General features: G+C 70.9%; 27 protein-coding genes and 1 riboswitch. Of the genes, 10 read left to right on the plus strand and 17 right to left on the minus strand.

Translation table 11 applies throughout. The annotated features are described in order from the left end of the window. The 4 genes from U9R90_RS24480 to U9R90_RS24495 all read right to left on the minus strand — a co-directional run. The coding region (locus tag U9R90_RS24480) for a TerD family protein (RefSeq protein WP_411058813.1) at positions 1-806 on the minus strand (806 nt) is incomplete at its 3' end. Positions 807-985: 179 nt separating this feature from the next. Beyond that, entirely contained in the window at positions 986-1,564 is a 579-nt protein-coding gene (locus U9R90_RS24485; protein WP_411058814.1) for a TerD family protein, read from the minus strand. 132 nt (positions 1,565-1,696) lie between these two features. After that, a complete protein-coding gene (gene uvrB, locus U9R90_RS24490; protein WP_411058815.1) occupies positions 1,697-3,838 on the minus strand; it encodes an excinuclease ABC subunit UvrB in 2,142 nt (713 codons plus the stop codon). Positions 3,839-3,923: 85 nt separating this feature from the next. After that, the gene (locus U9R90_RS24495; RefSeq protein WP_411058816.1) at positions 3,924-4,730 is read right to left on the minus strand and encodes an MHYT domain-containing protein; all 807 of its coding nucleotides are present in this window, start codon (positions 4,728-4,730) and stop codon (positions 3,924-3,926) included. 261 nt (positions 4,731-4,991) lie between these two features. Between U9R90_RS24495 and U9R90_RS24500 the strand changes: the two genes are divergently transcribed. The 3 genes from U9R90_RS24500 (at position 4,992) to U9R90_RS24510 (ending at position 7,862) form a co-directional block, all read left to right on the plus strand. Beyond that, positions 4,992-5,867, plus strand: a complete 876-nt coding sequence (locus tag U9R90_RS24500; protein WP_411058817.1) for a glycerophosphodiester phosphodiesterase — start codon at positions 4,992-4,994, stop codon at positions 5,865-5,867. A 46-nt stretch (positions 5,868-5,913) separates the two neighbouring features. After that, positions 5,914-6,492: a methylated-DNA--[protein]-cysteine S-methyltransferase gene (locus U9R90_RS24505; RefSeq protein ID WP_411058818.1), complete on the plus strand. Its 579-nt coding sequence runs from the start codon at positions 5,914-5,916 to the stop codon at positions 6,490-6,492. A 107-nt stretch (positions 6,493-6,599) separates the two neighbouring features. Beyond that, positions 6,600-7,862 (plus strand): MFS transporter, encoded by a 1,263-nt coding sequence (locus U9R90_RS24510; RefSeq protein ID WP_411058819.1) that lies wholly within the window; start codon positions 6,600-6,602, stop codon positions 7,860-7,862. Positions 7,863-7,898: 36 nt separating this feature from the next. On the opposite strand, the gene U9R90_RS24515 is transcribed toward U9R90_RS24510, so the two are convergent. Then, complete coding sequence (locus tag U9R90_RS24515) at positions 7,899-8,270, minus strand: cupin domain-containing protein (RefSeq protein WP_411058820.1); 372 nt, start codon at positions 8,268-8,270, stop codon at positions 7,899-7,901. 91 nt (positions 8,271-8,361) lie between these two features. Here U9R90_RS24515 and U9R90_RS24520 point away from each other — a divergent pair, with 91 nt between their 5' ends. Beyond that, complete coding sequence (locus U9R90_RS24520) at positions 8,362-9,321, plus strand: pseudouridine-5'-phosphate glycosidase (RefSeq protein ID WP_411058821.1); 960 nt, start codon at positions 8,362-8,364, stop codon at positions 9,319-9,321. Continuing rightward, positions 9,318-10,247 carry a carbohydrate kinase family protein gene (locus tag U9R90_RS24525; protein WP_411058822.1) on the plus strand — a complete coding sequence of 310 codons (930 nt, stop codon included), beginning with the start codon at positions 9,318-9,320 and terminating at the stop codon, positions 10,245-10,247. Before U9R90_RS24520 ends, U9R90_RS24525 begins: the two co-directional genes overlap by 4 nt. A gap of 270 nt (positions 10,248-10,517) precedes the next feature. Here U9R90_RS24525 and U9R90_RS24530 read toward each other — a convergent pair whose 3' ends face one another. The 3 genes from U9R90_RS24530 to U9R90_RS24540 all read right to left on the minus strand — a co-directional run bounded on the left by U9R90_RS24530 (position 10,518) and on the right by U9R90_RS24540 (position 12,593). After that, the gene (locus U9R90_RS24530) at positions 10,518-11,312 is read right to left on the minus strand and encodes a methyltransferase domain-containing protein (protein WP_411058823.1); all 795 of its coding nucleotides are present in this window, start codon (positions 11,310-11,312) and stop codon (positions 10,518-10,520) included. A 109-nt stretch (positions 11,313-11,421) separates the two neighbouring features. Further along, entirely contained in the window at positions 11,422-11,841 is a 420-nt protein-coding gene (locus tag U9R90_RS24535) for a CBS domain-containing protein (protein WP_411058824.1), read from the minus strand. Positions 11,842-11,924: 83 nt separating this feature from the next. Next, positions 11,925-12,593 (minus strand): uridine kinase, encoded by a 669-nt coding sequence (locus U9R90_RS24540; RefSeq protein WP_411058825.1) that lies wholly within the window; start codon positions 12,591-12,593, stop codon positions 11,925-11,927. Positions 12,594-12,699: 106 nt separating this feature from the next. Here U9R90_RS24540 and U9R90_RS24545 point away from each other — a divergent pair, with 106 nt between their 5' ends. Then, positions 12,700-13,182, plus strand: a complete 483-nt coding sequence (locus U9R90_RS24545; RefSeq protein ID WP_411058826.1) for a DUF1772 domain-containing protein — start codon at positions 12,700-12,702, stop codon at positions 13,180-13,182. Between the two features lie 209 nt (positions 13,183-13,391). Further along, positions 13,392-14,882 carry a glutamate synthase subunit beta gene (locus U9R90_RS24550; RefSeq protein ID WP_411058827.1) on the plus strand — a complete coding sequence of 497 codons (1,491 nt, stop codon included), beginning with the start codon at positions 13,392-13,394 and terminating at the stop codon, positions 14,880-14,882. A gap of 74 nt (positions 14,883-14,956) precedes the next feature. Here the strand turns inward: U9R90_RS24550 and U9R90_RS24555 are convergent, their stop codons facing one another. Then, positions 14,957-15,145: a DUF5999 family protein gene (locus tag U9R90_RS24555; RefSeq protein ID WP_411058828.1), complete on the minus strand. Its 189-nt coding sequence runs from the start codon at positions 15,143-15,145 to the stop codon at positions 14,957-14,959. Positions 15,146-15,314: 169 nt separating this feature from the next. Here U9R90_RS24555 and U9R90_RS24560 point away from each other — a divergent pair, with 169 nt between their 5' ends. Beyond that, the gene (locus U9R90_RS24560; RefSeq protein ID WP_411058829.1) at positions 15,315-16,346 is read left to right on the plus strand and encodes an SGNH/GDSL hydrolase family protein; all 1,032 of its coding nucleotides are present in this window, start codon (positions 15,315-15,317) and stop codon (positions 16,344-16,346) included. 18 nt (positions 16,347-16,364) lie between these two features. On the opposite strand, the gene U9R90_RS24565 is transcribed toward U9R90_RS24560, so the two are convergent. Next, positions 16,365-16,613: a DUF397 domain-containing protein gene (locus U9R90_RS24565; protein ID WP_411058830.1), complete on the minus strand. Its 249-nt coding sequence runs from the start codon at positions 16,611-16,613 to the stop codon at positions 16,365-16,367. Next, on the minus strand, positions 16,614-17,474 hold the full coding sequence (locus U9R90_RS24570; RefSeq protein ID WP_411058831.1) for a helix-turn-helix domain-containing protein: 861 nt from the start codon (positions 17,472-17,474) through the stop codon (positions 16,614-16,616). Positions 17,475-17,693: 219 nt separating this feature from the next. On the opposite strand from U9R90_RS24570, the gene U9R90_RS24575 reads away from it, so the two are divergent. Next, positions 17,694-18,116 carry an ATP-binding protein gene (locus tag U9R90_RS24575; RefSeq protein ID WP_411058832.1) on the plus strand — a complete coding sequence of 141 codons (423 nt, stop codon included), beginning with the start codon at positions 17,694-17,696 and terminating at the stop codon, positions 18,114-18,116. Next, positions 18,116-18,532 (plus strand): hypothetical protein, encoded by a 417-nt coding sequence (locus tag U9R90_RS24580; protein ID WP_411058834.1) that lies wholly within the window; start codon positions 18,116-18,118, stop codon positions 18,530-18,532. Before U9R90_RS24575 ends, U9R90_RS24580 begins: the two co-directional genes overlap by 1 nt. Before the next feature lie 49 nt (positions 18,533-18,581). Here U9R90_RS24580 and U9R90_RS24585 read toward each other — a convergent pair whose 3' ends face one another. The 6 genes from U9R90_RS24585 to metE form a co-directional block, all read right to left on the minus strand. Then, positions 18,582-18,755 (minus strand): hypothetical protein, encoded by a 174-nt coding sequence (locus U9R90_RS24585; protein WP_411058835.1) that lies wholly within the window; start codon positions 18,753-18,755, stop codon positions 18,582-18,584. 158 nt (positions 18,756-18,913) lie between these two features. Then, a complete protein-coding gene (locus U9R90_RS24590) occupies positions 18,914-20,167 on the minus strand; it encodes a methyltransferase (protein WP_411058836.1) in 1,254 nt (417 codons plus the stop codon). Positions 20,168-20,174: 7 nt separating this feature from the next. Next, positions 20,175-21,083 carry a bile acid:sodium symporter family protein gene (locus U9R90_RS24595; protein WP_411058837.1) on the minus strand — a complete coding sequence of 303 codons (909 nt, stop codon included), beginning with the start codon at positions 21,081-21,083 and terminating at the stop codon, positions 20,175-20,177. A 117-nt stretch (positions 21,084-21,200) separates the two neighbouring features. Further along, positions 21,201-22,949, minus strand: a complete 1,749-nt coding sequence (locus tag U9R90_RS24600) for a BCCT family transporter (protein ID WP_411058838.1) — start codon at positions 22,947-22,949, stop codon at positions 21,201-21,203. A gap of 178 nt (positions 22,950-23,127) precedes the next feature. Further along, positions 23,128-23,955, minus strand: a complete 828-nt coding sequence (locus U9R90_RS24605; protein ID WP_411058839.1) for an SAM-dependent methyltransferase — start codon at positions 23,953-23,955, stop codon at positions 23,128-23,130. Positions 23,956-24,100: 145 nt separating this feature from the next. Further along, complete coding sequence (gene metE, locus U9R90_RS24610; RefSeq protein ID WP_411058840.1) at positions 24,101-26,437, minus strand: 5-methyltetrahydropteroyltriglutamate--homocysteine S-methyltransferase; 2,337 nt, start codon at positions 26,435-26,437, stop codon at positions 24,101-24,103. A 141-nt stretch (positions 26,438-26,578) separates the two neighbouring features. Next, positions 26,579-26,807: riboswitch (cobalamin riboswitch) on the minus strand. Positions 26,808-26,827 lie beyond the last annotated feature (20 nt).

The following is a 26,827-nucleotide window of genomic DNA, read 5'->3' on the forward strand; positions in this document are numbered from 1 at the left end:
GCGGTGGGCCGCCGCTTCGGGTGGGTGTAGTTGACGGGGCCGCCGGATGGGGCTGACGCGGGCTGCGGTGGCTGGCCGGACTGCGGCTGCCCGTCCTGTCCGCCGAGGTCCTGGCGGCCTGGCGCGGACGGCTCGGCCGGTGCGTGCTGAGGCGCGGCGCCGCCGGTCGCGGAGTGCGGCCCAGTGGCCGGTGCGGTACGCCGGACGCGGTCGCCGTCCGCCGTGCGCGGCGGCGGTGCCGAGACGGAGCGGGCCATCCCGCGGGCCACGGCGTCCAGGATCTGCGCGGCGATCTCGCGTGCCCCGGGCAGCCCCTGGTCGCTGAGCATGTCGGCCAGTCCGCCCGCGTAGCCCTGGCCGACGGCGCGCACCTTCCAGGCATCCTGTCGGCGGTACAGCTCAAGGGCGACGACGGCGGACTCGGCGTCCAGGTCGGTGATGGTGTAGCTGGCGACCTCGGTGCCGTCCAGTCCGGTGACGGCGACGAAGGGGGCCGCCATCGCCCCGAAGCGGACCGGCCCGCCGACGCCGACGGGCAGCGCGAGCAGCACGTTGACGCGGTCCACGGCGGTCGGGAGCGCGTCCAGGTCGACGGCGAGCCGATGGTCGGCCGCCGCCTGCTGGGAGACTTCGAGTCCGGGGAGCTGGGGCGAGCCGGGGTGGGCGACCCACTCGGTGCCGCGCACCTGACCCTGCTGGTCGCTGAGCGTGGCGCCCGCGACGACCGGTTTGCCCGCCGACACGCGGATCTCCAGACGGGTCTGCGGCAGGGCGTGGTTCTGCCCCCTGACCAGCTCGGCCGTCATCGCCTTCGTCCCCCTCGTGGTGTCTGTCGCGGTGCCGCGTCGTCCTCGACGCTGCGGATTTCCCGGTGGTTGTGCGAAGGCGCCGCGTTGGAAGGCACCGTGGTGCGGCGCAGCTCCCGGTCGCCGCTGCTTCCGGGAGCTGCGTACGGGCGGGCTGCCTCTCAGGGCGGCCCGCCGTGTCAGAGGTGCGGCAGGATGGTCGGCATCAGGTCCTGGAAAGTCCGGCCGTTGGCCGGGGTGCCGAGGGCCGTCATCTGCCAGGCGGCGCCGGAACGGTGCACCTTGGCCATGATCTGCGCGGTGTACTGGCCGCCGCCGTCCAGCGTGTACCGGGCCATCTCCTGGCCGTTGGTCTCGTCGACGAGGCGGCAGAAGGCGTTCTGCACCTCTTCGAACGTCTGGCCGGTGAAGGAGTTCACCGTGAAGACGATCTGGTCGATGTGGACCGGGACCCGCTGCAGGTCGACGAGGATCGACTCGTCGTCGCCGCCCTGGCCCACGCCGCCGACCAGGTTGTCACCGGTGTGACGGACCGAGCCGTCGTCGCTGACGAGGTGACGGAAGAACACCACGTCGACCGGCTGCTTGTCGGCGAACAGCACGGCCGAGGCATCGAGGTCGATCTCCCGGGTCCGCTTGCCGAACAGTCCACGACGCGCAGCCGCCTGCCAGCCGAGGCCCATGCGCACCGCGGTCAGCGAGGCCCCGTCGTTCTTCTCCAGGCTGATGGCCTGACCCTTGGTCATGTTGACCGTCACGCGCTGTCCCCTCTCGAACAATCCCCAACAACCGCCTTGGTACGGTTGCCGTTACCCTACGCAGTGCCGCTTACCGTGCCGTACCCCGGCCCGCGATTTTGTGTCGGGTTTGCAACACACCAGGCGGCGTGGTCAGGCAAGCCCGGCCTCCTTCATCTGCCGCAGCTCCTTCTTCATCTCCGAGACCTCGTCCCGCAGTCGGGCGGCGACCTCGAACTGCAGGTCGGCCGCGGCGGCCCGCATCCGGTCGGTCAGCTCCTCGATCTGCCCGGCCAGTTCCGCCGCCGGGCGGTCGGTGGGGGTCGTCTTCGCGGCCTTGCCCTTGGCGGACTTGGCCGCCGCCTTGCCGTGGTCCCCGCCGAGCGCGGGCACCGGTGCCTTCGCGCTCTTGCCGTCCTTGCTCTTGCGGTAGCCGCTGCCCAGCAGCTCCTCGGTGTCGACGTCCTCGCGCGCGATGGTCGCCACGATGTCGTTGATCTTCTTCCGGAGGGGCTGCGGATCGATGCCCTTCTCCTTGTTGTACGCGACCTGCTTGGCCCGGCGCCGGTTGGTCTCGTCGATGGCCTTCTCCATCGCCGGGGTGATCTTGTCCGCGTACATATGGACCTGGCCCGAGACGTTGCGCGCCGCGCGGCCGATGGTCTGGATCAGCGAGGTGCCCGAGCGCAGGAAGCCCTCCTTGTCGGCGTCGAGGATGGCGACCAGCGACACCTCGGGCAGGTCGAGGCCCTCGCGCAGGAGGTTGATGCCGACCAGGACGTCGAACTCGCCGGCGCGCAGCTCGCGCAGCAGCTCGATCCGGCGCAGCGTGTCAACGTCGCTGTGCAGATAGCGCACCTGGATGCCCAGTTCCAGGAAGTAGTCGGTGAGGTCTTCGGCCATTTTCTTGGTGAGCGTGGTGACCAGGACCCGCTCGTCCTTCTCGGTGCGCTGCCGGATCTCGTGCACCAGGTCGTCGATCTGCCCCTCGGTGGGCTTGACGACGACCTCGGGGTCGACCAGGCCCGTGGGACGGATGATCTGCTCCACCTGGCCGTCGCCGCGGGAGAGTTCGTACTTGCCCGGGGTGGCCGAGAGATAGACCGACTGCCCGATGCGCTGCTGGAACTCCTCCCACTTCAGCGGGCGGTTGTCGAGCGCGGAGGGCAGCCGGAAGCCGTGGTCGACCAGGGTTCGCTTGCGGGAGGCGTCGCCCTCGTACATGGCGCCGATCTGCGGCACGGTGACATGCGACTCGTCGAGGACGAGCAGGAAGTCCTCCGGGAAGTAGTCCAGGAGGGTGTGCGGCGGCGATCCCGGCTCACGGTCGTCGAAGTGCATCGAGTAGTTCTCGACACCGGAGCAGGAGCCGATCTGGCGGAGCATCTCAAGGTCGTACGTGGTGCGCATGCGCAGCCGCTGCGCCTCCAGCATCTTGCCCTGCTGTTCCAGCTCGGCGAGGCGCTGTTCGAGCTCCTTCTCGATGCCGGCCGCGGCCTTCTCCAGGCGCTCGGGACCCGCCACGTAGTGCGAGGCCGGGAAGACGTACAGATCCTGGTCGTCGCTGATGACCTCGCCGGTGAGCGGGTGCAGGGTGGACAGCGCCTCGATCTCGTCGCCGAACATCTCGATGCGGACCGCGAGCTCCTCGTACACCGGGAAGATCTCGATGGTGTCGCCGCGCACCCGGAAGGTGCCGCGGGTGAAGGCCAGGTCGTTGCGCGTGTACTGGATGTCGACGAAGCGGCGCAGCAGCTGGTCGCGGTCGATCTCGTCGCCGACCTCGAGTCGCACCATGCGGTCGACGTACTCCTGTGGAGTACCGAGGCCGTAGATGCAGGAGACCGAGGCGACCACGACGACGTCACGGCGGGTCAGCAGGGAGTTCGTCGCGGAGTGGCGCAGCCGCTCCACCTCCTCGTTGATCGAGGAGTCCTTCTCGATGTAGGTGTCCGACTGCGGGACGTACGCCTCGGGCTGGTAGTAGTCGTAGTACGAGACGAAGTACTCGACGGCGTTGTTCGGCAGGAGTTCGCGGAACTCGTTGGCCAGCTGGGCCGCGAGGGTCTTGTTGGGCGCCATCACGAGGGTGGGGCGCTGCAGCTTCTCGATCATCCACGCGGTGGTGGCGGACTTTCCGGTGCCGGTCGCGCCGAGCAGGACGACATCCTTCTCACCTGCGCGGATGCGTCGCTCCAGCTCGGCGATGGCCGCCGGCTGGTCGCCGCTTGGCTGGTACGGGCTGACGACCTCGAAAGGCGCCACGGTGCGTTCGATCTGGGATACGGGCCGCATGGAACCCACCGTACGACTCCCCACTGACAACCGGGGTCCCGATCGGCCCGCGCGGCACTCTCCCGAGGCGGGGACAGCGGGCGGGTCACCAGTCCTGGCGCCACCCGGGGGCCCGCTGCGGGCCGCGCCCGGTGGCCCCGACGGCGCGCTCCCAGTCCGGCCTGCCCATGACCATCATCGGGTCGAACATCACGATCACTCCGGCCAGAAGCAGGAAGCCGAGCGGGCCGATCATCATGGGCGCGAGCAGCTCGGCCGGCGAGCGCCCGACCGGGGAGCCGGCCGTCCCGTGCAGATGGACGCTGAGCGCCGCCATGCCCGTGTAGTGCATACCGCTCACCGCGAGACCCATGACGAGACTCGCGCCCAGGCTCCACACGAAGCCCCGGACCTGGACGGTCGCCCACAGGGCCGCGGTGGCGGCCACCATGGCGATCACCACGGACGCGGCGACCGTGAGTGTGTCGTACTGGAGCGAGCCGCGCAGACGCATACCGGCCATTCCCAGGTAGTGCATCGACGCGACCCCGAGTCCGGTGATCGTGCCCCCGGTGAACAGCGCCATCACCGTGGCACCCCGGTAGCCGACGATGAAGATCCCGATGCCGACCATGACGATCGCGACCCCCAGGCTCGCGAACGTGATGGGCACGTCGTAGTGGATCGGGACCTCCTCCACCGTGAAGCCCATCATCGCCACGAAGTGCATGGTCCAGATGCCGGAGCCGATCGCGGCCGAGCCGAGCGCCAGCCAGCCGGCCCGCCAGGAGTTCGAGAGGATGAGCGCCCTGGCGGTGCAGCGCAGTCCGAGTGCGCCGCCCAGGCACGCCATGAGGTACGCCACCACTGGCGTCACCAGCCCATAGCTGAATCCGTCGACCGTGCCCTGCATGCGCGGTAGCCCTTCCGCCTGTGGTGCCCGGGGTGCCCTGTGCACCCAGTTCAGGTACGTCGAAGCGCCCCTGGATGAGCAGAGATTAGAGCTCTCCAGGGAACGTACGAGCGATTTTTCGGCAAAGAATATTACGTCCCGGGCCCCAGCCTTCCGGCTGGGGCGGCTGCGTTCAATCTGTGGCCATCTTTCCCCTGCGCTCCGTTGGCCCGCGGCTGTCACTCTCGATCAGTCCGCGATCACACAACGCGAGGAGCTCAGGTGTACGTTCGCCCTGCCACAGCAACTACCGCAGTGCTTCTGGGAGTCGGCGCACTCGTCATCCCCATCTCCACCGCTCAGGCCGCCACCGCCGAGACCGGCACACCGCTCGTCGTCGCGCACCGCGGCGCGTCCGCCTACGCGCCCGAGAACACCATCGAATCCCTCGACAAGGCCGCGAACATGGGCTTCCGCTGGGCCGAGACCGATGTCCAGCGCACCAAGGACGGCAAGCTCGTCATGATGCACGACGCGACGTTGGCCCGGACCACGAACGTCGAAGAGGTCTTCCCCGACCGCGCTCCCTGGAGAGTCGCGGAGTTCACCTCCGCCGAGATCGCCAAGCTGGACGCGGGCAGCTGGTTCGACGCGAAGTACGCGGGCGCGCGCGTGCCGACGCTTGAGCAGTACATGAACCGCGTCCGCCACAACCACCAGAAGCTCGTCCTGGAGATCAAGCAGCCGGCGCTCTACCCCGGTATCGAGAGGGACACCCTCGCCGTGCTGCGCAAGACCGGCTGGCTGGACCAGCACCACGTCCGAAGCAAGCTGGTGGTGCAGAGCTTCAGCGCGGACAGCGTGAAGAAGGTGCACGCCCAGCGGCCCGACGTCAAGACCGGCTTTCTGGGCACCCCGGCGGTAGCCGATCTGCCCGAGTACGCGAAGTTCGCGGACCAGATCAACTCGCGGCACACCACGATCTCGGCCGACTACGTCGACGCGATCCAGTCACTGAAGGGTCCGCGCGGCAAGCCGCTGGAGATCTTCACCTGGACCGTCGACGACGCCGCGAACGCGCGGCGGGCGGCGGGCTTCGGGGTGGACGGCATCATCACCAACAAGCCTGACGTCGTGCGGGACGCGCTGAACGGCTGACCCGCCCGCGGCCGCGCTGTCAGTGCCCGGTCGTACGGTGGTCTGCGTGAACACCTACGCGCAGGACGCGCAGACCACCGCCCGGGCCGGGGCGCGGGGCGCCGAGTGGACCGTCGTCGGCAGCGACATCGGTCCGCTGCTGCTGGCCGCGACCGCCGACGGCCTGGTCCATGTCGCCTTCCACGCCGACGGCCCGGTACGGGACAAGGCGTTGGGCAGGCTCGCGGCCACGCTGGGCACCGAACCCGTCGAGGCGCCCGGCTCCGCTCGGCTGGCGGAGCCCATACGCCAGCTCGCGGCGTACTTCTCGGGTGAGCTGCACGACTTCACGCTCGACCTGGACTGGACGCTGGTCTCCGGCTTCAACCGCCAGGTTCTGCGGGAGCTGGCGCAGGGAGTGCCGTACGGCGCGGTGGTCGGCTACGGCGACCTGGCCGAGCGGGTGGGCCAGCCGGGCACGGCGCAGGCGGTGGGCGCGGCGATGGGGGCCAACCCGCTGCCGGTCGTGGTGCCGTGCCACCGGGTCGTCGAGAGCGACGGCGGGCTGGGCGGCTTCGGCGGTGGCCTGGAGACCAAGCGGCGGCTGCTCGCGCTGGAGGGGGTGCTGCCGCAGCCGCTGTTCTGACCGCTGACCGGCGGGTTGGCACATCAGCGGGCCGACTCGGCTGTCGGCCGTCGGCTGCTAGTGGAACTCGTTGTCAGTCCCCGCCCGCCTGCTGCGACACTGCGTCCGTGACGACGACCGATCGCCCCTTCATACCCGTCGAGCCCGATCAGCTGCCCGCGCTGCAGCGCCGTACCTCCGCCGTACTGATCGCCAGTCAGATACTCGGCGGGCTCGGGGTCGCCACGGGTATTGCGCTGGCCGCTGTGCTGGCGCAGGAGGTGAGCGGCACGGAGGCGCTGTCCGGGCTCGCCCCCACGGCGACCGTGACCGGGACCGCGCTGCTGTCGGTGCCGCTGGCCGCGCTGATGACGGCACGCGGGCGCCGGCCCGGTCTCGTGCTGGCCTATCTGATCGGCTCGTTGGGCGCGGGCCTGGTCGTGGTGGCCGCGGCGGTCGACAGCTTCCCGCTGCTGCTTGTCGGCATGGCCGCCTTCGGTGCCGCCTCGTCGGCGAATCTGCAGGCCCGGTTCGCGGCCGCGGATCTGGCGCCGCCGCAGCGCCGCGCCCGCGCCATCTCGAACGTCGTGTGGGCCACCACCATCGGTGCGGTGCTCGGGCCCAACATCGCCGCACCCGCCGGACGCAGCGTCAGCGGGCTCGGTATTCCCGAGGCCTCGGGACCCTTTCTGTGGGCGGCGGGGGTCTTCGTCCTGGCGGCGGTGCTGGTCGCGGTGCTGCTGCGCCCCGACCCGCTGCTGACCGCCCGCGCGCTGGCGCCGGTGGAGGAGCAGTCGGCGAAGGGCCGCTCACTGCGCGCGGGGATCACCGCGGTGGCCGCGTCGCCGCGAGCCCGCCTGGCGCTCACGACGGTGGCGGTCTCGCACACCGCGATGGTCTCGATCATGTCGATGACCCCCGTGGACCTCGGTCACCACGGGGCGAGCATCGATCTGATCGGCCTGGTCATCAGCGGCCATATCGCGGGGATGTACGCCTTCTCGCCGGTGATGGGCTGGCTGTCCGACCGGCTGGGGCACCTGGCGGTGATCGGCCTGGCGGTCGCGCTGCTGGGGTGCGCGGCGCTGCTCGCCGGTACCGCGGGCCCGAACCACGCCCAGACCGCCGTCGGACTGTTCGTCCTCGGCCTCGGCTGGTCGGCAGGCCTGGTCTCCGGGTCGGCGCTGCTCACCGACTCGGTGCCAGGGCCCGCGCGGGCCGCCGCCCAGGGCCTGTCGGACCTGACGATGAACGCCGCCGCGGGGGTCGGCGGTGCCGCGGCGGGGCTGGTGGTCGCGCAGGCCGGCTACGGCTGGCTGAACCTGGGCGCGGCCGTTCTGCTGCTCCCGCTCTCCGTACTCGCCCTGCGATCCCTCCGCCCCGCAGGCTGACGGCCTAGAAGGCTGAGGAGCCCCACCGGATCATGCTCAGAGGCTGATGTGGTACGCCTTGCGCAGCGTCTCGTGCACGGTCCACGTCGTACGGTCGCCCTCGCGCAGCACCGCGGCGACACCGGGCGCCAGCTCAAGCGTGTCCCCGCCCTCGACCTCCACGGTGGCGCGTCCGCTCACGACCACGAACAGCTCGTTGGCCTCCGTGTCGGTCACCACGCCCGGGGTGATCTGCCAGATACCGCGCAGCTGCCGGCCGTCCGCCGACTCCCACAGCACCTTCCCGGTGACCTCCGGTTCGCCGGAGACGATCTGCTCCGCCTCAAGCGGCTCCGGCTCCAGCGCGACGTCGGGGATGTGCACCGCGAAGGAGGGCACGGTGGTGGCAGAAGCGTGATCGGTTGTCATGGCCGCTCACCCTAATGGACCCGCGAGGGACCCGCGCCCGGGGCATCCCGTACCCCCGCGGGGGTTTCGCGGCGGGCCGCGCTCGCCAGGGATGACAGGAACAGGCGCGCAACGAGCGAGTGCGCTGACGACGGGAGGCGAGCACGTGTTGGTGGTGTCCGATGAGGTACGGGACGCGGTCGAGCAGCGGCGGCCGGTCGTGGCGCTGGAGTCGACGATCATCGCGCATGGGCTGCCGCGGCCGCGCAACCTCCAGGTGGCGCTGGAGCTGGAGGATCTCGTACGCGCCGAGGGCGCCGTACCGGCGACGATCGCCGTGCTGGACGGGCAGGCCAGGGCCGGTCTTGACAAGCGGCAGCTGGAGCGGATCGCGGGCGAGGACGGGCTGCGCAAGCTGGGCCACCGCGACCTGGCCCTCGCGCTGGCGACCGGGGCCAGCGGCGCGACGACGGTCTCGGCGACGGCGTACCTCGCGGCCCGCGCGGGCATCCGGGTGTTCGCGACCGGCGGCCTGGGCGGGGTGCACCGGGAGTGGACCGCGACGCAGGACGAGTCGGCGGACCTGGGGCTGCTCGCCCGTACCGGTGTCGCGGTGGTGTGCGCGGGCGTGAAGTCGATCCTGGACGTCCCGGCGACGCTGCAGCGCCTGGAGACGCTGGGCGTGGCGGTCGCCGGGTACGGCACGGACCGGTTCCCCGGCTTCTACCTCGCCGACTCGGGGCACCCGGTGGACTGGACGCTGGACTCCCCCACGGAGGTCGCGGCGGTGCTGCGCGCCCAGGACGCGCTCGGCGGGCCTCAGTCGGCGCTGATCGTCGCCAACCCGGTCCCCGTGTCCGAGCAGCTCGACCCCGAGCTCCACGCGCGCGTATTGGACGAAGCGCTGCACGCGTGCGCTGAGCGTGGCGTCACGGGGCAGGCCGTCACGCCGTTCCTGCTCGACTATCTGGTGCGGCACACCGACGGGGCGTCGCTGGAGGCGAATCTGGCGGCCGTGCGGGGCAACGTACGGCTGGCGGCGCGGATCGCGGCGGCGTGGTCCGCGCGATGAGCGCGGCGGGGAGCGCGCGCTCGGGTGGCGGGCTGCTGGTCGTCGGCGACGTGGTCACCGATGTGGTGGCACGCCACCGTACGCCGCTCACGCCGGGCACCGACACGGCCGCGGACATCCGCACGCTGCCGGGTGGTGCGGGGGCCAATGCCGCCTGCTGGGCCGCGTACACGGGCTGCCCGGACGTACGGCTGCTGGCACGGGTCGGCGCGGACTCCGCGGCGTGGCACGAGCGGGCGCTGACCGACGCGGGCGTACGTCCGCACCTCGTCGTCGACCAGCAGGCCCCGACCGGCACCGTGATCTGCCTGGTGGACGCCGATGCGGAGCGTACGTTCCTGACCGACAGCGGCGCTGTGCTGCGGCTGTCCCCCGACGACTGGTCGCCCACGCTGCTCGACGGGGTCGGGCGGCTGCATCTGTCCGGCTATCTCTTCTTCGCGGAGCCGAGCCGGTCGCTGGCCAGGCTGGCGCTTTCGGCGGCACGCGCGCGTGGCGTGCCGGTGAGTGTCGACCCGGCGTCGGCGGGGTTCCTCGCCGACACGGGGGTTGCGCTGTTCCTGGCAGCGGCCACGGGTGCCGACGTGCTGTTGCCCAACCACGACGAAGCGACCACACTCACCGGCCTGCCGGACGCCGCGGACGCGGCGGCCAAGCTGAGCGGCCAGTTCCCGCTCGTGGTGGCCAAGCAGGGCGCGGCGGGCGCCCTGCTCTCACGCGCGGGCGCGCCACCGCGCCACATCCCGCCGGCCCCCGCGCACGCACAGGACACGACGGGCGCGGGCGACGCGTTCACCGGCGCCTTCCTGGCCGCCCTGCTCGCGGGCGCCACGGACACGGCGGCCGCCGCCGCGGGCTGCCGGGCAGGCGCCGAGGCGGTCACCCGCGTCGGCGCACGCCCCCCGCGGACACCCCCAACCGGCTGAAGCGGAATAGGGGGCATCTCTCCGATCTTCGCGGATCAGCCTGCGCCCGCTGCGAAGCAGCTGATGTCTCGCGGTGCGGTGCATCGGCGTACGGCCGGATCGCCCTCGTACTGGACGTACTTGGGTGATTCGGCCGTGCGTCGAAGGGGGTCCCTCCCTGCTCAATGGGGTCTCCCCTGCTCGAGCGCAGCCGAGAGCTTGGGGAAGCAGTCGAGAGCTTGGGGGCGCGTGCCAGGCGTCGCGGGCCCGCGAAGATCGGGGAGACGCCCCCTAGGGGTTGCGGCCCCACGCCGAGACCATCGGTGCCGGGGCGAGGTCCAGGGAGCCGCTGGCGAGATGGTCCAGGTGCAGGTTGATGTCGGTGTCGGTGGCGAACCCGGAGGCCACCAGGCGCTCGCGCACCCGGTTCACGCCCGCGGTCTCCAGCGCGGCGCACGCCGCCGCGCCCAGTGGGAAGTGCGCGTCGGCCTCGACTCGGGTCAGCCCCGCATCACGTAGCAGCCGGGGCAGCTTGCGGCCGTACGACACGTCGGTGCCGTCCTCGGCGAGCAGCGCCCGACGGCCCGCGCGCAGCCGGTTCGCCAACCGCTGGGCGGAGCCATGCTCGTCGGGGCAACTCAGCGGCTGAAGGGAGCTGTCGGTCTCCTCTACGAGGAGACGTCCGCCGGGGCGCAGCGCCTGGACCATCGACCTCAGGGCGCGTTCCCGCTCGGCGACATCGGCCAGGACGAACCGGGCGTGCACCAAGTCGAAGCCCTCGCCGGGCGCCTCGTCGGCGCCCACATCGTGCCGGAGCACCTCGACCGGCGGCCGGGCCGCCGATTCGACCCACGCGGTGTCGACGTCGGTGGCCAGGACACGGCCGGTGGGGCCCACCCGCTTGGCCAGCCAGGAGAGCACGGAGATGCCGCCCGCGCCGACCTCCCAGCACCGCCAGCCGGGTCCGACCCCGAGCCGTTCGAGGTGCCGGAAGGTCGTCGCGTCGAAGAGGTCCGGGAGCGCGGCACAGCGCTGCCCGGCCTCGGACTGCCGTTGGTCGAGGAGATGCCCGTCGATTCGCGTCATGCCGCGATCATCCCAGTTGCCCCGATTGATCCCGGGGATTCGGGCCGTGGTCTCACGCTCCTTCCCGGTGGGCGCGCGGCGCGCGCCGCCGTGCCGCGCGTGGCCGGGGTCAGCGGCTCGCGTAGACGCGCTCGGCCCAGCCGGCGATCTGCTCCTCGCTCAGGTGCTGGGCCAGATCGGCCTCGCTGATCATGCCGACGAGCCGCTTGTTCTCGATCACCGGGAGCCGACGGATCTGGTGGCCCTGCATTTCCTCGAGCACCTCGCCGACATCGGCGCCCGCGTCGATCCAGCGCGGAGTGCCCTGGGCCATCTCCCCGCAGGTGATGCGTGCGGGGTCATGCCCCATCGCCACGCACCCGACGACGATGTCGCGGTCGGTGAGAATGCCGCAGAGCCGCTCGTTGGCGTCGCTGATCGGCAGCGCGCCGACATTGAGGTCACGCATCATCTGGGCGGCCCGGTCCAGCGTCTCGTGTGCCGGAATCCACTGGGCGCCGCGGTGCATGATGTCTCCGGCAGTGGTCATGGAATACCTCCTGAAGGCCGGACGGCCGGCGCGGCGCGGACGGCGCCGCTGGGACCGGCGTGCCCATTCTCGTCCCGCCCTCGTCAGCGCGCACCCGCACGCCCCGCGCGCCCGCCGTTCCAGGCGGGATGCCGCGGATTGTCGGCGCGTACGACGACGTCCGCCGCCTCGGCCGGGGCGACCTCGTCCTCGTACCGCTCGAAGGCGGGCAGCGTCCAGCGCTCGCCGGGCTCCGTCCGGCGCCGCAGGGCCCCAGGTGTGAGCCGCAGATGGACCGTCAGGTCGAAGGGGAACCACCGCCCCAGGAGCAGCGGGCCGTGCAGCAACAGGACGCCCGAGGGTGGGAGTTCGGTGTACGGGGTCCGTGTCGCCCGGTCGGTGTCCGGGTCCCAGAGGTCGGGAAGCACCCGCCCGGTGCCACCGGGTTCGAGCGGGTCGAAGACCTCGCGCCACAGGGCTCCGGTGTCGAACCAGCCGTCGTAGTACGTCTCGGGGTCCCGGTGCCCGTATTCGAACCGCAGCGAGGCGGGGCGCAGAAACCCCTGGACGGCGACCACGAGTGCGGGCCGCCCGCGTATGCGCAGCGCGTCGGCCAGCCGCTCCGCGAGCTCGCCGGTCCCCGCGGCCGGGGCGCCGTCGACGGCCACCCGCGGCCAGGGGCGGGCGTCGTCGGGACCCAGATCCAGCAGCCGGTCGGCGAGCGTCTCGGTGAGCCGTTCCCAGGTGATCGGTTCCAGTCGCACGGCGCCCATGATGCCTGGCGAGACGCGCGCGTATGCGCGTGCGCGGCAGAACCATGGCCGTCAGTCGATCAACAGGATTGACTTGTCAGCACACGACCAAGGAACGGAAGTTGCCATGATCGACGGACCGTACTTCGTGCTCACACTGCTGGCAGCGCTCGGCAGCGGGCTGATCGCCGGGGTCTTCTTCGGATACTCGACGTCGGTGATGAGGGCGCTCGGCGCGTTGCCCGCCCCCCAGGGGATAGCGGCGATGCAGAAGATCAATGTCGTGATCCTCAACCCGGTGTTCCTGGGGGTGCTGATGGGTACCGCGGCGCTGTGTGCCGTGGTGGCCGTGATCACCTTCGTGGTGTGGCCGGACCGCGGAGCGATCGAGCTGCTGCTCGGCAGTGCCCTGTACGTGTTCGGCTCCCTGGGCGTGACGATCGCGGCGAACATCCCGCGCAACGACGCGATGGCGAAGCTCGACCCCGAGGCACCCGAGAGCGCCGAGCCCTGGCAGCGGTTCGTCTCGGAGTGGACGGCCTGGAACCACGTGCGCGGCGGGGCGGCGCTCGCCGCGTGTGCCGCGTTCGTGCTGGCGCTGGCCGCCTGAGAAGCGCGTTCGCCGGGGGCGGGAGCCCGACGTATCGTGGCGAAGAGGACCGTCAGAAGAGGACCTCAGAAGAGGACCTCGGCCAGGGCATGATCCGCCGGACAGGCCCTGGACCGCGGACAGGCCCTGGACAGCGGACAGGCCTGGACGGCAGACAGGCCCTGGACCGCGGACAGGCTCTGGCCGACGGGCACGCGAGGAGACGGGCCATGGGCGATCCCAAGGGCTTTCTCACCACCCCCCGTCAGGAGTGGCCACGCCGGACGGTCGGCGAGCGCGTACGGGACTGGGACGAGGTGTACGTCCCCGGGGCGCTGCTTCCGATCGTCGGCAAGCAGGCCGACCGCTGCATGGACTGCGGCGTTCCGTTCTGCCACGAGGCGTGTCCGCTGGGCAATCTGATCCCCGAGTGGAACGACCTGGTCGCACGGGACGACTGGCGCTCGGCGAGCGACCGGCTGCACGCGACGAACAACTTCCCCGAGTTCACCGGCTGGCTGTGTCCCGCACCCTGCGAGTCGGGGTGCGTGCTGGCCATCAACCAGCCCGCGGTGACCATCAAGAACGTCGAGGCGGCCATCGCCGACCAGGCCTGGGAGCGCGGATACACCCCACCGCGGCCACCGGACCGGCTGTCGGGCCGCACGGTCGCGGTCGTCGGTTCGGGACCCGCCGGGCTGGCCGCGGCCCAGCAGCTGACCCGCGCCGGGCACACGGTCGCGGTGTACGAGCGCGACGACCGGGTCGGCGGGCTGCTGCGGTACGGCATCCCCGAGTTCAAGATGGAGAAGCACCGCCTGGACCGGCGACTTGAGCAGATGCGGGCCGAGGGCACCCGGTTCCGTACGTCCACGGCGGTCGGCCGTGACATCGGCGCGGACGAGCTGCGGACGCGGTACGACGCCGTGGTGCTGGCCGTCGGGGCGCGGGCGTGGCGCGAACTGCCGGTGCCTGGGCGGGCGCTGGCCGGAATCCACCAGGCCATGGAGTATCTGCCGCAGGCCAACCGGGTGTGCCAGGGCGACCAGCCGGTCTCGCCGCTGTCGGCCGCGGACCGCCATGTGGTGATCATCGGCGGTGGCGACACCGGCGCGGACTGCCTGGGCACGGCGGTACGCGAGGGAGCGGCCTCCGTCACGCAGTTGGACATCTATCCGCAACCCACCGCGGAGCGCGACGAGGGCATCGACCCCTGGCCGACCCACCCCAAGATCTACCGGTTGTCCGCCGCTCACGAGGAGGCCCGAGACCTGGCCACGGCGCCGCAGGCGGATGCCGACGCCCGGCTCTTCTCGGCCTCCACGCTCCGCTTCACGGGCGATGCCGACGGACACGTACGCGAGCTGCACCTGGTCGAGGTGGCCCCCGAGGGGCGGCAACCCCGGCCGGGCACCGAGCGCGTGCTCCGGGCGGATCTGGTGCTGCTCGCCCTGGGCTTCTCGGGGCCCGACCGCTCCGACGGGCTGGTCGACCAACTCGACCTGGCCCTGGACACGCGCGGGGTCATCGCTCGCGACAGGGGCTTCGCGACCAATGTGCCGGGCGTCTTCGCGGCGGGTGACGCGGCGCGGGGCCAGTCGCTGGTCGTCTGGGCGATCGCGGAGGGCCGCTCGGTGGCGGCGGCGGTGGACTCGTACCTGACGGGCCGTAGCCGACTGCCGGCGCCGATCCGCCCGGACGACCGGCCGTTGACCGTGTGAGCCGACCGGCTGGCAGGCCAACAGCCCACTGCCCACTGCCATAAAGGCCCTACCTCTCAGAAGGGCCCTGCCTCCTACGCGGCGACCAGCGGCCGGTGCGGGGCGATCACGCTGCCGTCGGGGAGCAGTTCGCCGGTGTCGTCGAAGACGATCGCGCCGTTGCACAGCAGGCTCCAGCCCTGCTCGGGGTGGAAGGCGACGATGCGCGCGGCCTCGTGGTCGGCACGGTCGGCGGATGGGCACGGGGGCTGGTGCTGGCACATGACGCACCTCCAAGTCGAATTCGGGTCCTGCTGTGGCGTTCTCCTATGAGTACGACTCCCAGGGCCCCGACAACTCATCGCCGACCGCACTGGACTCCTGCGCGTTCGCACGCCAGTGTGGTCTGCTCGTGAACGCAGGGGGCGTTGACACGGGAGGGGCGAAAGCGACATGGGGCAGAGATGGCTGGTGGGACTTGCCTGGGTGCTGGTTCCCCTCACACTGGCGGCCGTCGGGGTGTTCGGTGCACGGCTGGTCTTCGCGTCCGACGGGTCGGATGCGAACGCCACACCCCCCGCCGCCGTACCGACGCCGGGCGGGCGGCCCACGACGGCGGCCGCAGCACCGGCGCAGCCGAAGAAGCCCACCGAATCCCCCGCCGACGAACCCGCCGGGAAACCCACCGACAAGCCCGGCAAGTCACCTGCCAAGAAGCCGACTCCGAAGGGTCCCCCGGCCCGCGCCGTGTACCTCGGCGACTCCCTGGCCATGGAGAACCAGGACGTCCTGGCGGACCTGCTGGACGAGTCCGGCAGCGCGAAACTCCGCCGCGCCCCGCACTCCGGAACGACTCTCTGCGACTACCTGGAGGGCAGCGGCGACTCGCTCGTACCGGACGAGCACAAGGCCGCGACCCTGGTGCGCACCGAGCGTCCCAAGGTCGTGGTGCTCCAGTTCTGGGGCAACTCCTGGGGCTACACGCCCTGTATGAAGAACATCGTCCACGACACGGACCCGGCCACGTACTACGACCGGTACGCGGCCGACGCCCGCGCCCTGACCGGGCAGATCGCCAAGGCGGCCCGCGACGCGGGCATCCCCCGTCCGAAGCTCGTCTGGGTGTTGCAGGGCCCCGACGTCATGGCCCCCGAACGGGTCCGCCGCGTCAACGACATCTACCGGGCGCAGGCCAAGGCCGCCGGTGACCTGATCTCGGACGCGGGCGCGCGGGTGAGCCGCCCCGGTGACCGCTACACGTACGTACAGAAGCTGCCGTGCAACACGTACGAGCGCGCCAACCCCGCGTACTGCACCGGTGGTACGACGACCGAGCTGCACCGCGCGGACGACCCGCTGCACTTCTGTCTGGCCCCGACCACGCCCAAGTCCCAGCCGTGTCCGGTGCGCTCGCCTGGCATCCTCCGCTACTGCCAGGCGATCGCGGCGACCGTCGAAGACCATCTGCGGGAGCAGCGGCCCTGACCCGGCGCGCCAAGCCGGTCAGGACAGCAGGAAGTCCGCCTGACCGGCCTTCGCGCCCTGAATGAAGGCGTGGAGCTCACCCGAGGTGTAGATCAGCGCCGGCCCGTCGGGGTCGGCTGACTGCCGTACCGCGACCCGGCCGTCGGCCAGCTTCATGGCTTCGACGCAGTTGCCGCCGTTGCCGCCGCTCCACGGCTTGTGCCAGCCCTCGCTGCCGAGCTCACGGGCGGGCATGCCGTTGTAGATCCGGTCGGATATGTGATCCATTCACAGCTCCTTGCGAAGACTCCGGAGAATCTCCTTTGTGCGGTGTGCCGTTGCCGCCTGCGTCGCCATCCGGTCCATGACCTCCAGATAGGTCACGACTTCGGCGCGGCGGTCGAGATAGACGGCGCCGGTCAGGTACTCGGTGTAGACCATGTCCGGCAGTTCGGGGATCGAGAAGCGGAACAGGACGAACGGGCCGTAGGTGCCCGGATGGTGCCCTTCGGTGAACTCCGCAACCTGCAACGTGACATTGGGCATCGCGGTGGCTTCGAGCAGCCGGTCGACCTGGGCCCGCATCACGCCCGGCCCGCCGACGGTCCGGCGCAGCACGGTCTCGTCCATGACGACCCACAGCCGCGGGGCGTGCTCGCCGGTGAGCAGCTCCTGGCGCTGCATCCGCAGTGCCACGTGCCGTTCGGTGTCCTCGGGATCGGTATGCCCGACGGCACCCGCGCGCATCACCGCGCGCGCGTAGTCCTCGGTCTGCAGCAGTCCGGGCACGAAGTGGGGTTCGTACGACCTGAGGAGCGTCGCGGCGCCCTCCAGGCTGACGTACATGCTGAACCAGCCGGGCAGGATGTCGTGGTAGCGCTGCCACCAGCCGGGCTGGTTGGCCTCCTCGGCCAGTTCGACGAAGGACTCGGCCTCGCCGCCGGTGACGCCGTACGCCTGCAGCAGCAGCTGCAGATAAGGGATCTTGAGGCTGACTTCTGCGGTCTCCATACGGCGGACCGTGGCGGGCGCGACACGCAGCACGCGTGCGGCTTCCTCGCGCTTGAGGCCCGCGTTCTCACGCAGCTCCTGCAAGCGCTTTCCAAGGACGACCTGACCAACGGTGGGAGCGGACCGCGGTTCGCTCACTTGTGCCTCCTGTACCGCGCTGTGGCCAGTGGCCTCCTGTTAGCCAAGCAGTCTGCCATGGGCCCCTGAAATGAGAACACTGCACTCTGCACTTTTCAAAGTGACGCTTGCCAAGTGTCCACGGCGGGGCGATAGTGGCATACGTGAACCAGTCCGCCGCGTTAGGAATCGGTCGTGGTGCTCGGTAACGCCCCTGTCACACGGCACCTTCCGGGTGCCGTGACCCGTGATCGCCGTTGCCGTTTCGAGCTGGCCGCGCGCCCCGACTCCGTTCCCCGAGCCAGACGACTGACCCGGGATCGACTGGCGGGCTGGTCGATCGCCGACGAGACATGTGACGTAGCGGCCCTGGTCGTGTCGGAGCTGGTCACCAACGCCGTGGTGCACACCGCGAGTCGGCTGATCGTGTGCGAGTTGTGGGACGACGCCACGCACACCGTGCGCATCGTCGTACGCGACGAGGGTCCCGGCCCCGGCGTCCCGGCCCCGCACCCGGCCCGCGACGGACACGAGGACCACGGTCGTGGACTGCTCCTGGTCGACGCCGTCAGCAGCGCGTGGGGCACCACCGAGGCCGGTCCCGGGCTTGGACTGGTGGTGTGGGCCGAGCTGCCGCGCGAGGCCGGACCGCTGTGCGCGTGATGACCATGGAGACACTGACCGGACTCAACCGGCGCCTGGGCGATGTGTCGCAGCTGCTGCCGGACGGCATGACGACCCCGCTCGGCTGTGACGCGGTGGGCGTACCCGAGGCACTGGGCCCGCAGCTGCGTGAACTGCTGCCACGGGTGGGGTGCGTGTACACGGACGGCACCCGCTGGTGGTGGATCGTGCCGTCCGGCTCCGAGCTCGCGCTCGACTGGCCGATGCCCGCCCGGTACGCGGCCGGGGGCCTGGTCCCGGCGGCCGCGGGCGCGCTGCGGCCGGTCCACCAGGCCGCGGGCGCGGTGCCGTACACCCCGCCGATCCCGCTCTATCTCGCACTCTGCCGGGTCACCGAGACCGTGCCCGCGTGGATGCGCTCGGCCGTCTCCCGCCCCCGGTCGGTGCGCGGGTAGGCCTGTCCCCTCGCTTACCTCTCTTACTCGGCACTCTCGCCTACCTCTGTTACTCGGCGCTCTCGCCGCCGCGTACGACGACCAGGAACGCGTCCGAGTGGAGATCCATCACCACCTCGGCCGGTTTCCCCTGCGCCCGCTGGACCTGCGCGAACTCCTCGGCGGGCCACGACCCGCGTGGCCCGCCGGCCGGGAAACGCTCCAGGACGACTCGACTGTTCATGGGACACCCCCGTTGGTGTTTCACTGACTGTTCAGTCCCCTGGCCCCGCAACGAGCCAGTTCCTTGGTCCTGCAACGAGTAAGACGCCTCGCGGGGGTGGTCTGGACGTCAATGTGACCGTATCTACACGGAGTTGACTCCATCCGGTGAACAGGCGGTCAGCGCCCGTCCGCCGCCTTGACCGCCCGCAGGATCACGAACTTCGGGTTGCCCACGACGACTTCGCAGGTGCCGAAGAGGCGGCGCAGCTTCAGGTGGTAGCCCAGGTGCCGGTTGCCGACGACCCACAGTTCGCCGCCGGGGCGCAGGGCCGCCCGGGCCCCGGTGAACATGCGCCAGGCGGTCTTGTCGGTGGTGGCCTGATGGCTGTGGAACGGCGGGTTGTTCAGTACGAGGTCCACCGTGCCGGGCGCCATGTCGGCCAGGCCGTCCCCGACCAGGAACCGCGCCTTGGTGCCCGGGGCGGCGTTGGCCCGGAAGGTGGCCTCCGCCGAGGCCACCGCCTGGTAGGACTCGTCGACGAAGGTGACGTCGGCCTCCGGGTTGGCCAGCGCGGCCGCCGTACCGACGACGCCGTTGCCGCAGCCCAGGTCCACGACGTGTTCCGGGCCGCGGCGCGCGGGCAGGTGCTGGAGCAGGAAGCGGGTGCCGATGTCGAGGCGGTCGGCGCAGAAGATCCCGGCGTGGTTGGTGACGGTGCGTGCGGAGACCGGTCCGATGCCCTCGGGCAGGGTGTAGGTGTGCGGCCACGGGTTGGCGGCCTCCGCCTCACGGGTGCCGTACGGTCCCGGCCCGGGCGTGCAGAAGATCAGCCGGGCCTTCTTCACCGCGAGGGATGTCCTGGTCGGGCCGATGATCCGCTCGAACAGCCGCAGCGTCGACGTGTGGATCTCCTTGACCATCCCGGTGCCGATGACCACGGTGCGCTCGTGCACGGCGGGGGCCAGACGGTGCAGCTGGTCCTCCAGGAGGGCCAGGCTCTTGGGCACCCGGATCAGCAGGACGTCGATGCGCTCGGGGGGTGTGTCCTGGGTGGTGAGGAGGCGTACCGCGGCCGGCTCGACGCCGTTGCGGGCGAGGTTGGCCTCGGTGGCCCGCCGGGCGAGGTACGAGTCGGTGATCTGCACGGGGTAGTGGTCGGCGAGCGCGGTGACCAGGGCGCCCCAGCGGTCGCCCACGACGACCACGGTGCCGGAGAGGTCCGGCACCGGCTGGCCGGTCCCGTCATCGGCCCTGTCATCGGTCCCGTCATCGGTCCCGTCATCGGACCTGTCGTCGGACCTGTCCTTGGTTCCGTCGAGGTGCCGCAGCAGGTACTCGTCGGCGGCGTCCCAGGCACGCAGGGGGTCACGGGGGTCGTCGGGGAAGCGGGTGAGCTCGTACTCGCCCCATGACGTCGGCAAACGGTTCATCGTGCTCTCAGGCTAACGGAGCGGCCGGGCCGGGCACGCCCGGCTCCCGGCGGGCCACGGCGAACCTGTTGAGGAGCAGTCCCGCCGCTCCGGCCGTGAAGTACATCAGGATCGCGTAGACCGCGCTGGGTACGGCGATCTCGGTGCTGGCCAGCAGAGAGGGGCTGAGGGCGACGGTGAGGGCGAGCGACGTGTTGTGCATGCCGATCTCCATACAGACGGCGACGGCCTGTGCGTGGCCGGCCCTGGCCAGCCGGGCGGCGGCGTACCCGGTGGCCAGCGAGACCACGCTGAACAACGCCGCCACCGGGCCGACATCGGCCAGGTAGCCGCCGATGTTCGCCCGCTCCGCCAGCAGGGCCGCCAGGATGATCCCGGCCAGGATCACCAGACACAGCAGCTTCACGGGGCGCTCGGCGCGTTCCGCGAACTCCCGCCGCCTGGCCCTGATGGTCATCCCGACGGCCACCGGGATCAGCACGATCGCGAAGACCTGCACGGTCTTGGTGAACTGCAGCCCGACCGGGCCACCGTCGCCCGCGTCGAAGTACGCCACCGACAGGTTGACCACGATCGGCAGGGTGAAGACGGCCAGCACCGAGTTGATGGCGGTGAGGGTGATGTTGAGCGCGACGTCGCCGCCGAAGAGGTGGCTGTAGAGGTTGGCCATGGTGCCGCCGGGTGAGGCGGCGAGCAGCATCATGCCGACGGCCGGGGCGGCCGCCAGACCGAAGGCCAGCACCAGGCCGAAGCAGACGGCGGGCAGCAGCACCAGTTGGCAGCCGAGGGCGACGGCCACGGTGCGCGGATGGTCGGCCATCCGGCGGAAGTCACCGATGGTCAGGCTCAGTCCGAGCCCGAGCATGATGACGGCGAGCACGGCGGGCACCAGCACGGTGACAAGGGGGGAATCCACGAGCACAGGGTGGTGGCCGGGGGTCGAGGAGTCCACAGGCGTGCGGAAACGAGAAGGTGCCCGGTTCGTCGGGCGGTATGCCCCGATGAACCGGACACCTTTGGGTGGGACGGTCGGCTAGAGCGTCTTGCCTCCGCTGCCGCCGACATCGTCACTGGCGCCATCGTCACTGCCGCCGTTGCCACCGTTACCGGCGTCGATCGCGGCGGCGACCTTCTCGGTGAGTTCCTGCGTCTGGACCCGGCGTTGATGGGCCAGATAGACCGCGCGTTCTCGGCGGAACTCCTTGATCGTCGCGTAACACATGGCCAGCATGATGAAGCTGAACGGCAGGGCGATGAGGATCGCCATGGTTTGGAGGGCTACCAGCGAGTCGGACCCGCCCGCGATGATCAATGCGGCCGCCACGGCACCTTCGGCGAGGGCCCAGAAGACCCGGCTCCACTTCGGCGGGTTGGGGTCGCCGCCGCTGGCCAGCATGTCGACCACATAGGAACCGGAGTCGGATGAGGTGACGAAGAAGAGCACGATCAGCAGAATCGCCACACCGGCGATGAACGCACCGCCGGGCAGGGTGTCGAGCAGCGCGAACAGCGCGCTGTTCGTGTCGACGCTGAATACCTCGTCCTTGTCGCTCCAGCTCATGATGCCGCCGCTGGAGAACATCTCGCGGTACAGACCGGCGCCACCGAAGATGGAGAACCAGAAGAAGGTGAGCAGGGTCGGGACGAGCAGTACGCCGAGTACGAACTCACGGACGGTGCGGCCGCGCGAGATACGCGCGATGAAGATACCGACGAAGGGTGCCCAGGAGATCCACCAGCCCCAGTAGAAGGTGGTCCAGCCGCTCTGCCAGGCCTCGCCCGCGTCGCCCTGCATGGCGCCGGTGTCGAAGGACAGCTGGACGACGTTCTGCAGATAGGCGCCGATGGACGTGACGAACTCGTTGAGCAGGAAGAGCGTCGGACCAGCGATGAGCACGAAGACCATCAGCGAGGCGGCGAGCCCCATGTTCAGGTTCGACAGCCACTTGATGCCCTTCTTCACACCGGTGACCACGGAGATGGTGGCCACGAGGGTGATCAGGGCGATCAGGACGACCTGGGTGGTGGTGCTGGGGTCGTCGACCCAGTCGAGGAATTCGAGTCCGGCGGAGATCTGCATCACGCCGAGGCCGAGGGAGGTCGCCACGCCGAAGAGGGTGCCGACGATCGCGATCACGTCGATCGTGTTGCCCAGACCGCCCTTGACCCGGTCGCCGAGGATCGGCTCGAGTGCCCAGCGGATGGAGACCGGGCGGCCCTTGCGGTGCACGGCGTAGGCGATGGCCAGGCCGACCACGACGTAGATGGCCCAGGGGTGGAAGCCCCAGTGCATAAACGTCTGCACCAGGGACTGCTGGGCCTGTTCGGCCGCCTGACTGACGGTCTCCTGGTCCGGCGTATCGCCGACTCCGGGCCGGGGTGCGGCGAAGTGGGTCAGCGGCTCCGCCACGCCCCAGAAGACCAGACCGATGCCCATACCGGCGGCGAACAGCATCGACAGCCATGAGCCCAGGCTGAACTCGGCCTTGTCCTCGTTCTTTCCGAGCTTGATGTCACCGAAGTGCCCGATGCCGACCCAGAGGGAGAAGACCACGAAGACGGCGACAATGGCCGTGTAGTACCAGCCGACACCGCCGACGACCTCCGTGTTGATGTCGCCGATCACCTTCTTCGCGTTGTCCGAGAAGATCGTGGCGTACAACACGAAGGCCAAGATGATCCCCGCGGCGGGCAGGAACACCCACGGAGCGATGGACGGCGCGTCTGGCTTCCTGCCCGTTTGCTCGTCACTCGGTGGACTTGCCACCTGATCCCCAGTCACTCAGATACCAAGCCTTATCTTCGGTGATCTTTGACAATTCTCTTAACTACCCGACGCACCTGCCCTCATCGGTCCTCGACACACATCACAGCTTCATCACTGAACGAAAACGGAGCGGACGTCAACCCTTGGCGCACGTATCCGCCACAGGACACACGTATCCGTGCGGCCAGGCCGATCAGGCCTTGCGGCCGACTCCGCCGAACATGGCCACCTCTTCGGGCTCCCCGTCCTCGGTTCCGTCCGCGCGCCACCGCGAGCAGGACACCACGCCCGGCGGCAGCAACGTCAGTCCGTCGAAGTAGCGGGTGATCTGCTCCGGGGTGCGCTGGGTCAGCTTCGGGGTGCCGTGTTCGTTCCAGAACTCCACGGCGCGGTCCACGTCGGGCATCGCCGGGCTGGTGATCGTGTGCGAGAGCACCAGGTGGCTGCCGCTGGGCAGGGCGTCAAGAAGGCGGCGTACGACACCGTAGGACTCCGCGTCGTCGTCGATGAAGATCACCACGCCCAGCAGGACGAGCGCGACGGGCTGGGTCAGGTCGAGGGTCCGCGCGGCGCGTTCCAGGATGGCGTCGACATCGCGCAGGTCGGCGTCGAGGTAGTCGGTCCGGCCCTCGGGGGTGCTGGTGAGCAGCGCGCGGGCGTGGGTGAGGACGAGGGGGTCGTTGTCCACGTACACGATCCGGGATTCGGGCGCGACCCGCTGCGCCACCTCGTGGGTGTTGTCGGCGCTGGGCAGTCCGGTGCCGATGTCCAGGAACTGCCGCATGCCCAGCTCCCCGGCCAGGTACCGCACACAACGGCCGAGGAAGAGGCGGTCGGCGCGGGCGTAGTCGCCGATGCCGGGGTGGAGTTGCCGGATCTGGTCTCCGGCTTCGCGGTCGACCAGGTAGTTGTCCTTGCCGTCCAGCCAGTAGTTCCATATCCGGGCGGTGTGCGGCCTGCTGGTGTCGATACGGTCGCGGGCGTCGCGCGTGGCGGCGTTGCCCTGTGCCTCGTCGGTCATCTGGCTCCTTCCCAACTCCTGTGTGTGCGAGGCATCTTGGCACGGAGGTCAGTGCGTACGCCGACGGGGGCACGCGCACGGAGGCGTACGCGGACGGGGGCGCACCCGGCATGAGGTGCGCCCCCGCTCTGCCGCTACGCGAACGTCAGCCGACCGCCTCGGCGGAGGCACCGGGGAGGTCGCCCCGGGCGCGGCGGGCTGCTTCCGCCATGCGTTCCAGCGCGGGGCGTACCTCCTGCCAGCCGCGGGTCTTCAGACCGCAGTCCGGGTTGATCCACAGGCGGCGCCCGGGCACCGCGCGCACGGCGCGGGCGATCAGGTCGGCGAGTTCGTCCTCGGCGGGGATGCGCGGCGAGTGGATGTCGTACACCCCGGGCCCGACCTCGCGCGGATATCCGGCGGCGGCCAGTTCATCGGCGATCCGCATGCCCGAGCGGGCGGCCTCCAGGCTGATGACGTCGGCGTCCAACTCCTCGATGGCGGCGAGGATGTCGCCGAACTCGGCGTAGCACATGTGGGTGTGGATCTGGGTGTCCGCGCGTACGCCCGACGTGGCCAGGCGGAACGCCTCGGTGGCCCAGGCCAGGTACCCGGACCGGTCGGCGGTGCGCAGCGGCAGGGTCTCGCGCAGGGCGGGTTCGTCGACCTGGATCACGGCCGTGCCCGCCGACTCCAGGTCACCGACCTCGTCGCGCAGGGCGAGGGCGACCTGCCGTGCGGTGTCCGCGAGCGGCTGGTCGTCACGGACGAACGACCAGGCCAGCATGGTCACCGGGCCGGTGAGCATGCCCTTGACGGGCCGTCCGGTGAGGGACTGGGCGTAGCCGGTCCACCTGAGGGTCATGGGCTCGGTCCGTGACACGTCCCCGGCCAGGATCGGCGGGCGTACATAGCGGGTGCCGTACGACTGGACCCAGCCGTGCCGGGTGGCGAGATACCCCGTCAGCTGCTCGGCGAAGTACTGCACCATGTCGTTGCGTTCCGGCTCGCCGTGTACGAGGACGTCAAGCCCTGCCTTCTCCTGGAAGGTGACGGTGTCCCGGATCTCGGCGGCGATCCGCTCCTCGTACGCCGCCTGGTCGATGCGGCCGGTGCGCAGGTCGGCGCGGGCGGTGCGCAGTTCGGGGGTCTGCGGGAAGGAGCCGATGGTGGTGGTGGGCAGGTCGGGCAGGCCGAGCCTGGCCTGTTGCGCGACCGCGCGTTCCGCGTACGGCTGCGGGCGGCGGGTGTCACGGTCGGCGACGGCCGTGCAGCGGGCCCGTACGGCGGGGTCGTGGGTGAGGGCGGAGGCGGTACGGGATGCCAGGGCGGCCCGGTTCGCGGCGAGTTGGGGCGCGATGGCGTCGACGCCCTCGGCCAGGCCGCGGGCCAAGGTCGCCACTTCGTCGGTCTTCTGCCGGGCGAAGGCGAGCCAGCGGGCGACCTGCGGGTCGAGGTCGCGTTCGGCCGTGGCGTCCAGGGGTACGTGCAGCAGCGAGCAGGACGGCGCGACATCGACCCGGTCGGCGAGACCGAGCAGTGTGGCCAGGGTCGCGAGGGCCTTGCCCAGGTCGCTCAGCCACACGTTGCGGCCGTCGACGACGCCCGCGACGAGCCGCTTGCCGGGCAGCCCGCCGACCGCGGCCAGCGCGTCGAGGTTGGCGGCGGCGGGCCCGGTGAAGTCCATCGCCAGGCCGTCGACGGGGGTCTGGGCGAGCACCGGCAGCGCGTCACCGAGCCGGTCGAAGTACGAGGCGACCAGCAGCCGCGGCCGGTCGGCGAGGATGCCGAGGTCCCCGTAGGTGCGGCGCAGTGCGCTCAGTACGGCCGGGGGCTGGTCCTGCGCCAGGGCGGGTTCGTCGAGCTGCACCCACTCGGCGCCCGCGGCCCGCAGGTCGGCCAGGACTTCGGCGTACACCGGCAGCAGCCGGTCGAGCAGCGTCAGCGGCTGGAAGTCCGCGGGGGCGCCGTCCGCGGGCTTGGCGAGCAGCAGGAAGGTGACGGGGCCGACCAGGACCGGGCGTGCGGTGTACCCGAGCGCGGTGGCCTCGCGGAACTCGGCGAGCTGCTTGGCGGAGTCGGCGGTGAAAATCGTGTCGGGGCCCAACTCAGGGACCAGGTAGTGGTAGTTGGTGTCGAACCACTTGGTCATCTCCAGCGGCGGCGCGTCCTGGGTGCCGCGGGCCATGGCGAAGTAGCCGTCCAGCCGGTCGGTGTCGCAGGCGGCGCGGTGCCGCGCGGGGATCGCGCCGACCATGACGGCGGTGTCCAGGACGTGGTCGTACAGCGAGAAGTCGCCGGTGGGCACTTCGTCGATGCCCGCTTCGGTCAGCGTGCGCCAGGTGTCGCGGCGCAGTTCGGCGGCGGTGGTGTGCAGGGTCTCGGCGGTGTGCCGTCCGGCCCAGTAGCCCTCGATGGCCTTCTTCAGCTCGCGGCGCGGGCCTTGGCGCGGGTAGCCGTACACGGTGGCCAGGGGCGGCACGGTGGCAGGTCGTCGATCCACGGAACTCTCCTTCGCGAGTCCGGTCGGACCTCACGGCGCGTACGCGAAGGAGAGGGCACCGCACCGCGGTGGGAGCCCTGCCGCCGCGAACCCGCCCACGAGGTCCCGGTTGGACCGCACCCCGCTGCGGGGTACGGGCAGTGGCAGGTATTCGGACTCGCGGGCACGCCTGCGTCGTCGCGTCGCGTCAGCACTCGTACGGTGTCGTACGGACGCGCACGCAGGCTTCTACTGGCCGTCGCTTCCCAGGCCCTTCGTCGGACCCAGTGCGTGTGACGGCGGTCGTTCCCACTCACCGCTGCGGGGCAGTCCCGGATTCCCACCGGGTTCCCTCTTGCGACGCATCCCGCCTGGCGGACGGGGCGAACCAGCTGCGTCCGCCAGCGTACC

This window comes from Streptomyces sp. E11-3 (assembly GCF_046540415.1).
Lineage (GTDB): Bacteria > Actinomycetota > Actinomycetes > Streptomycetales > Streptomycetaceae > Streptomyces.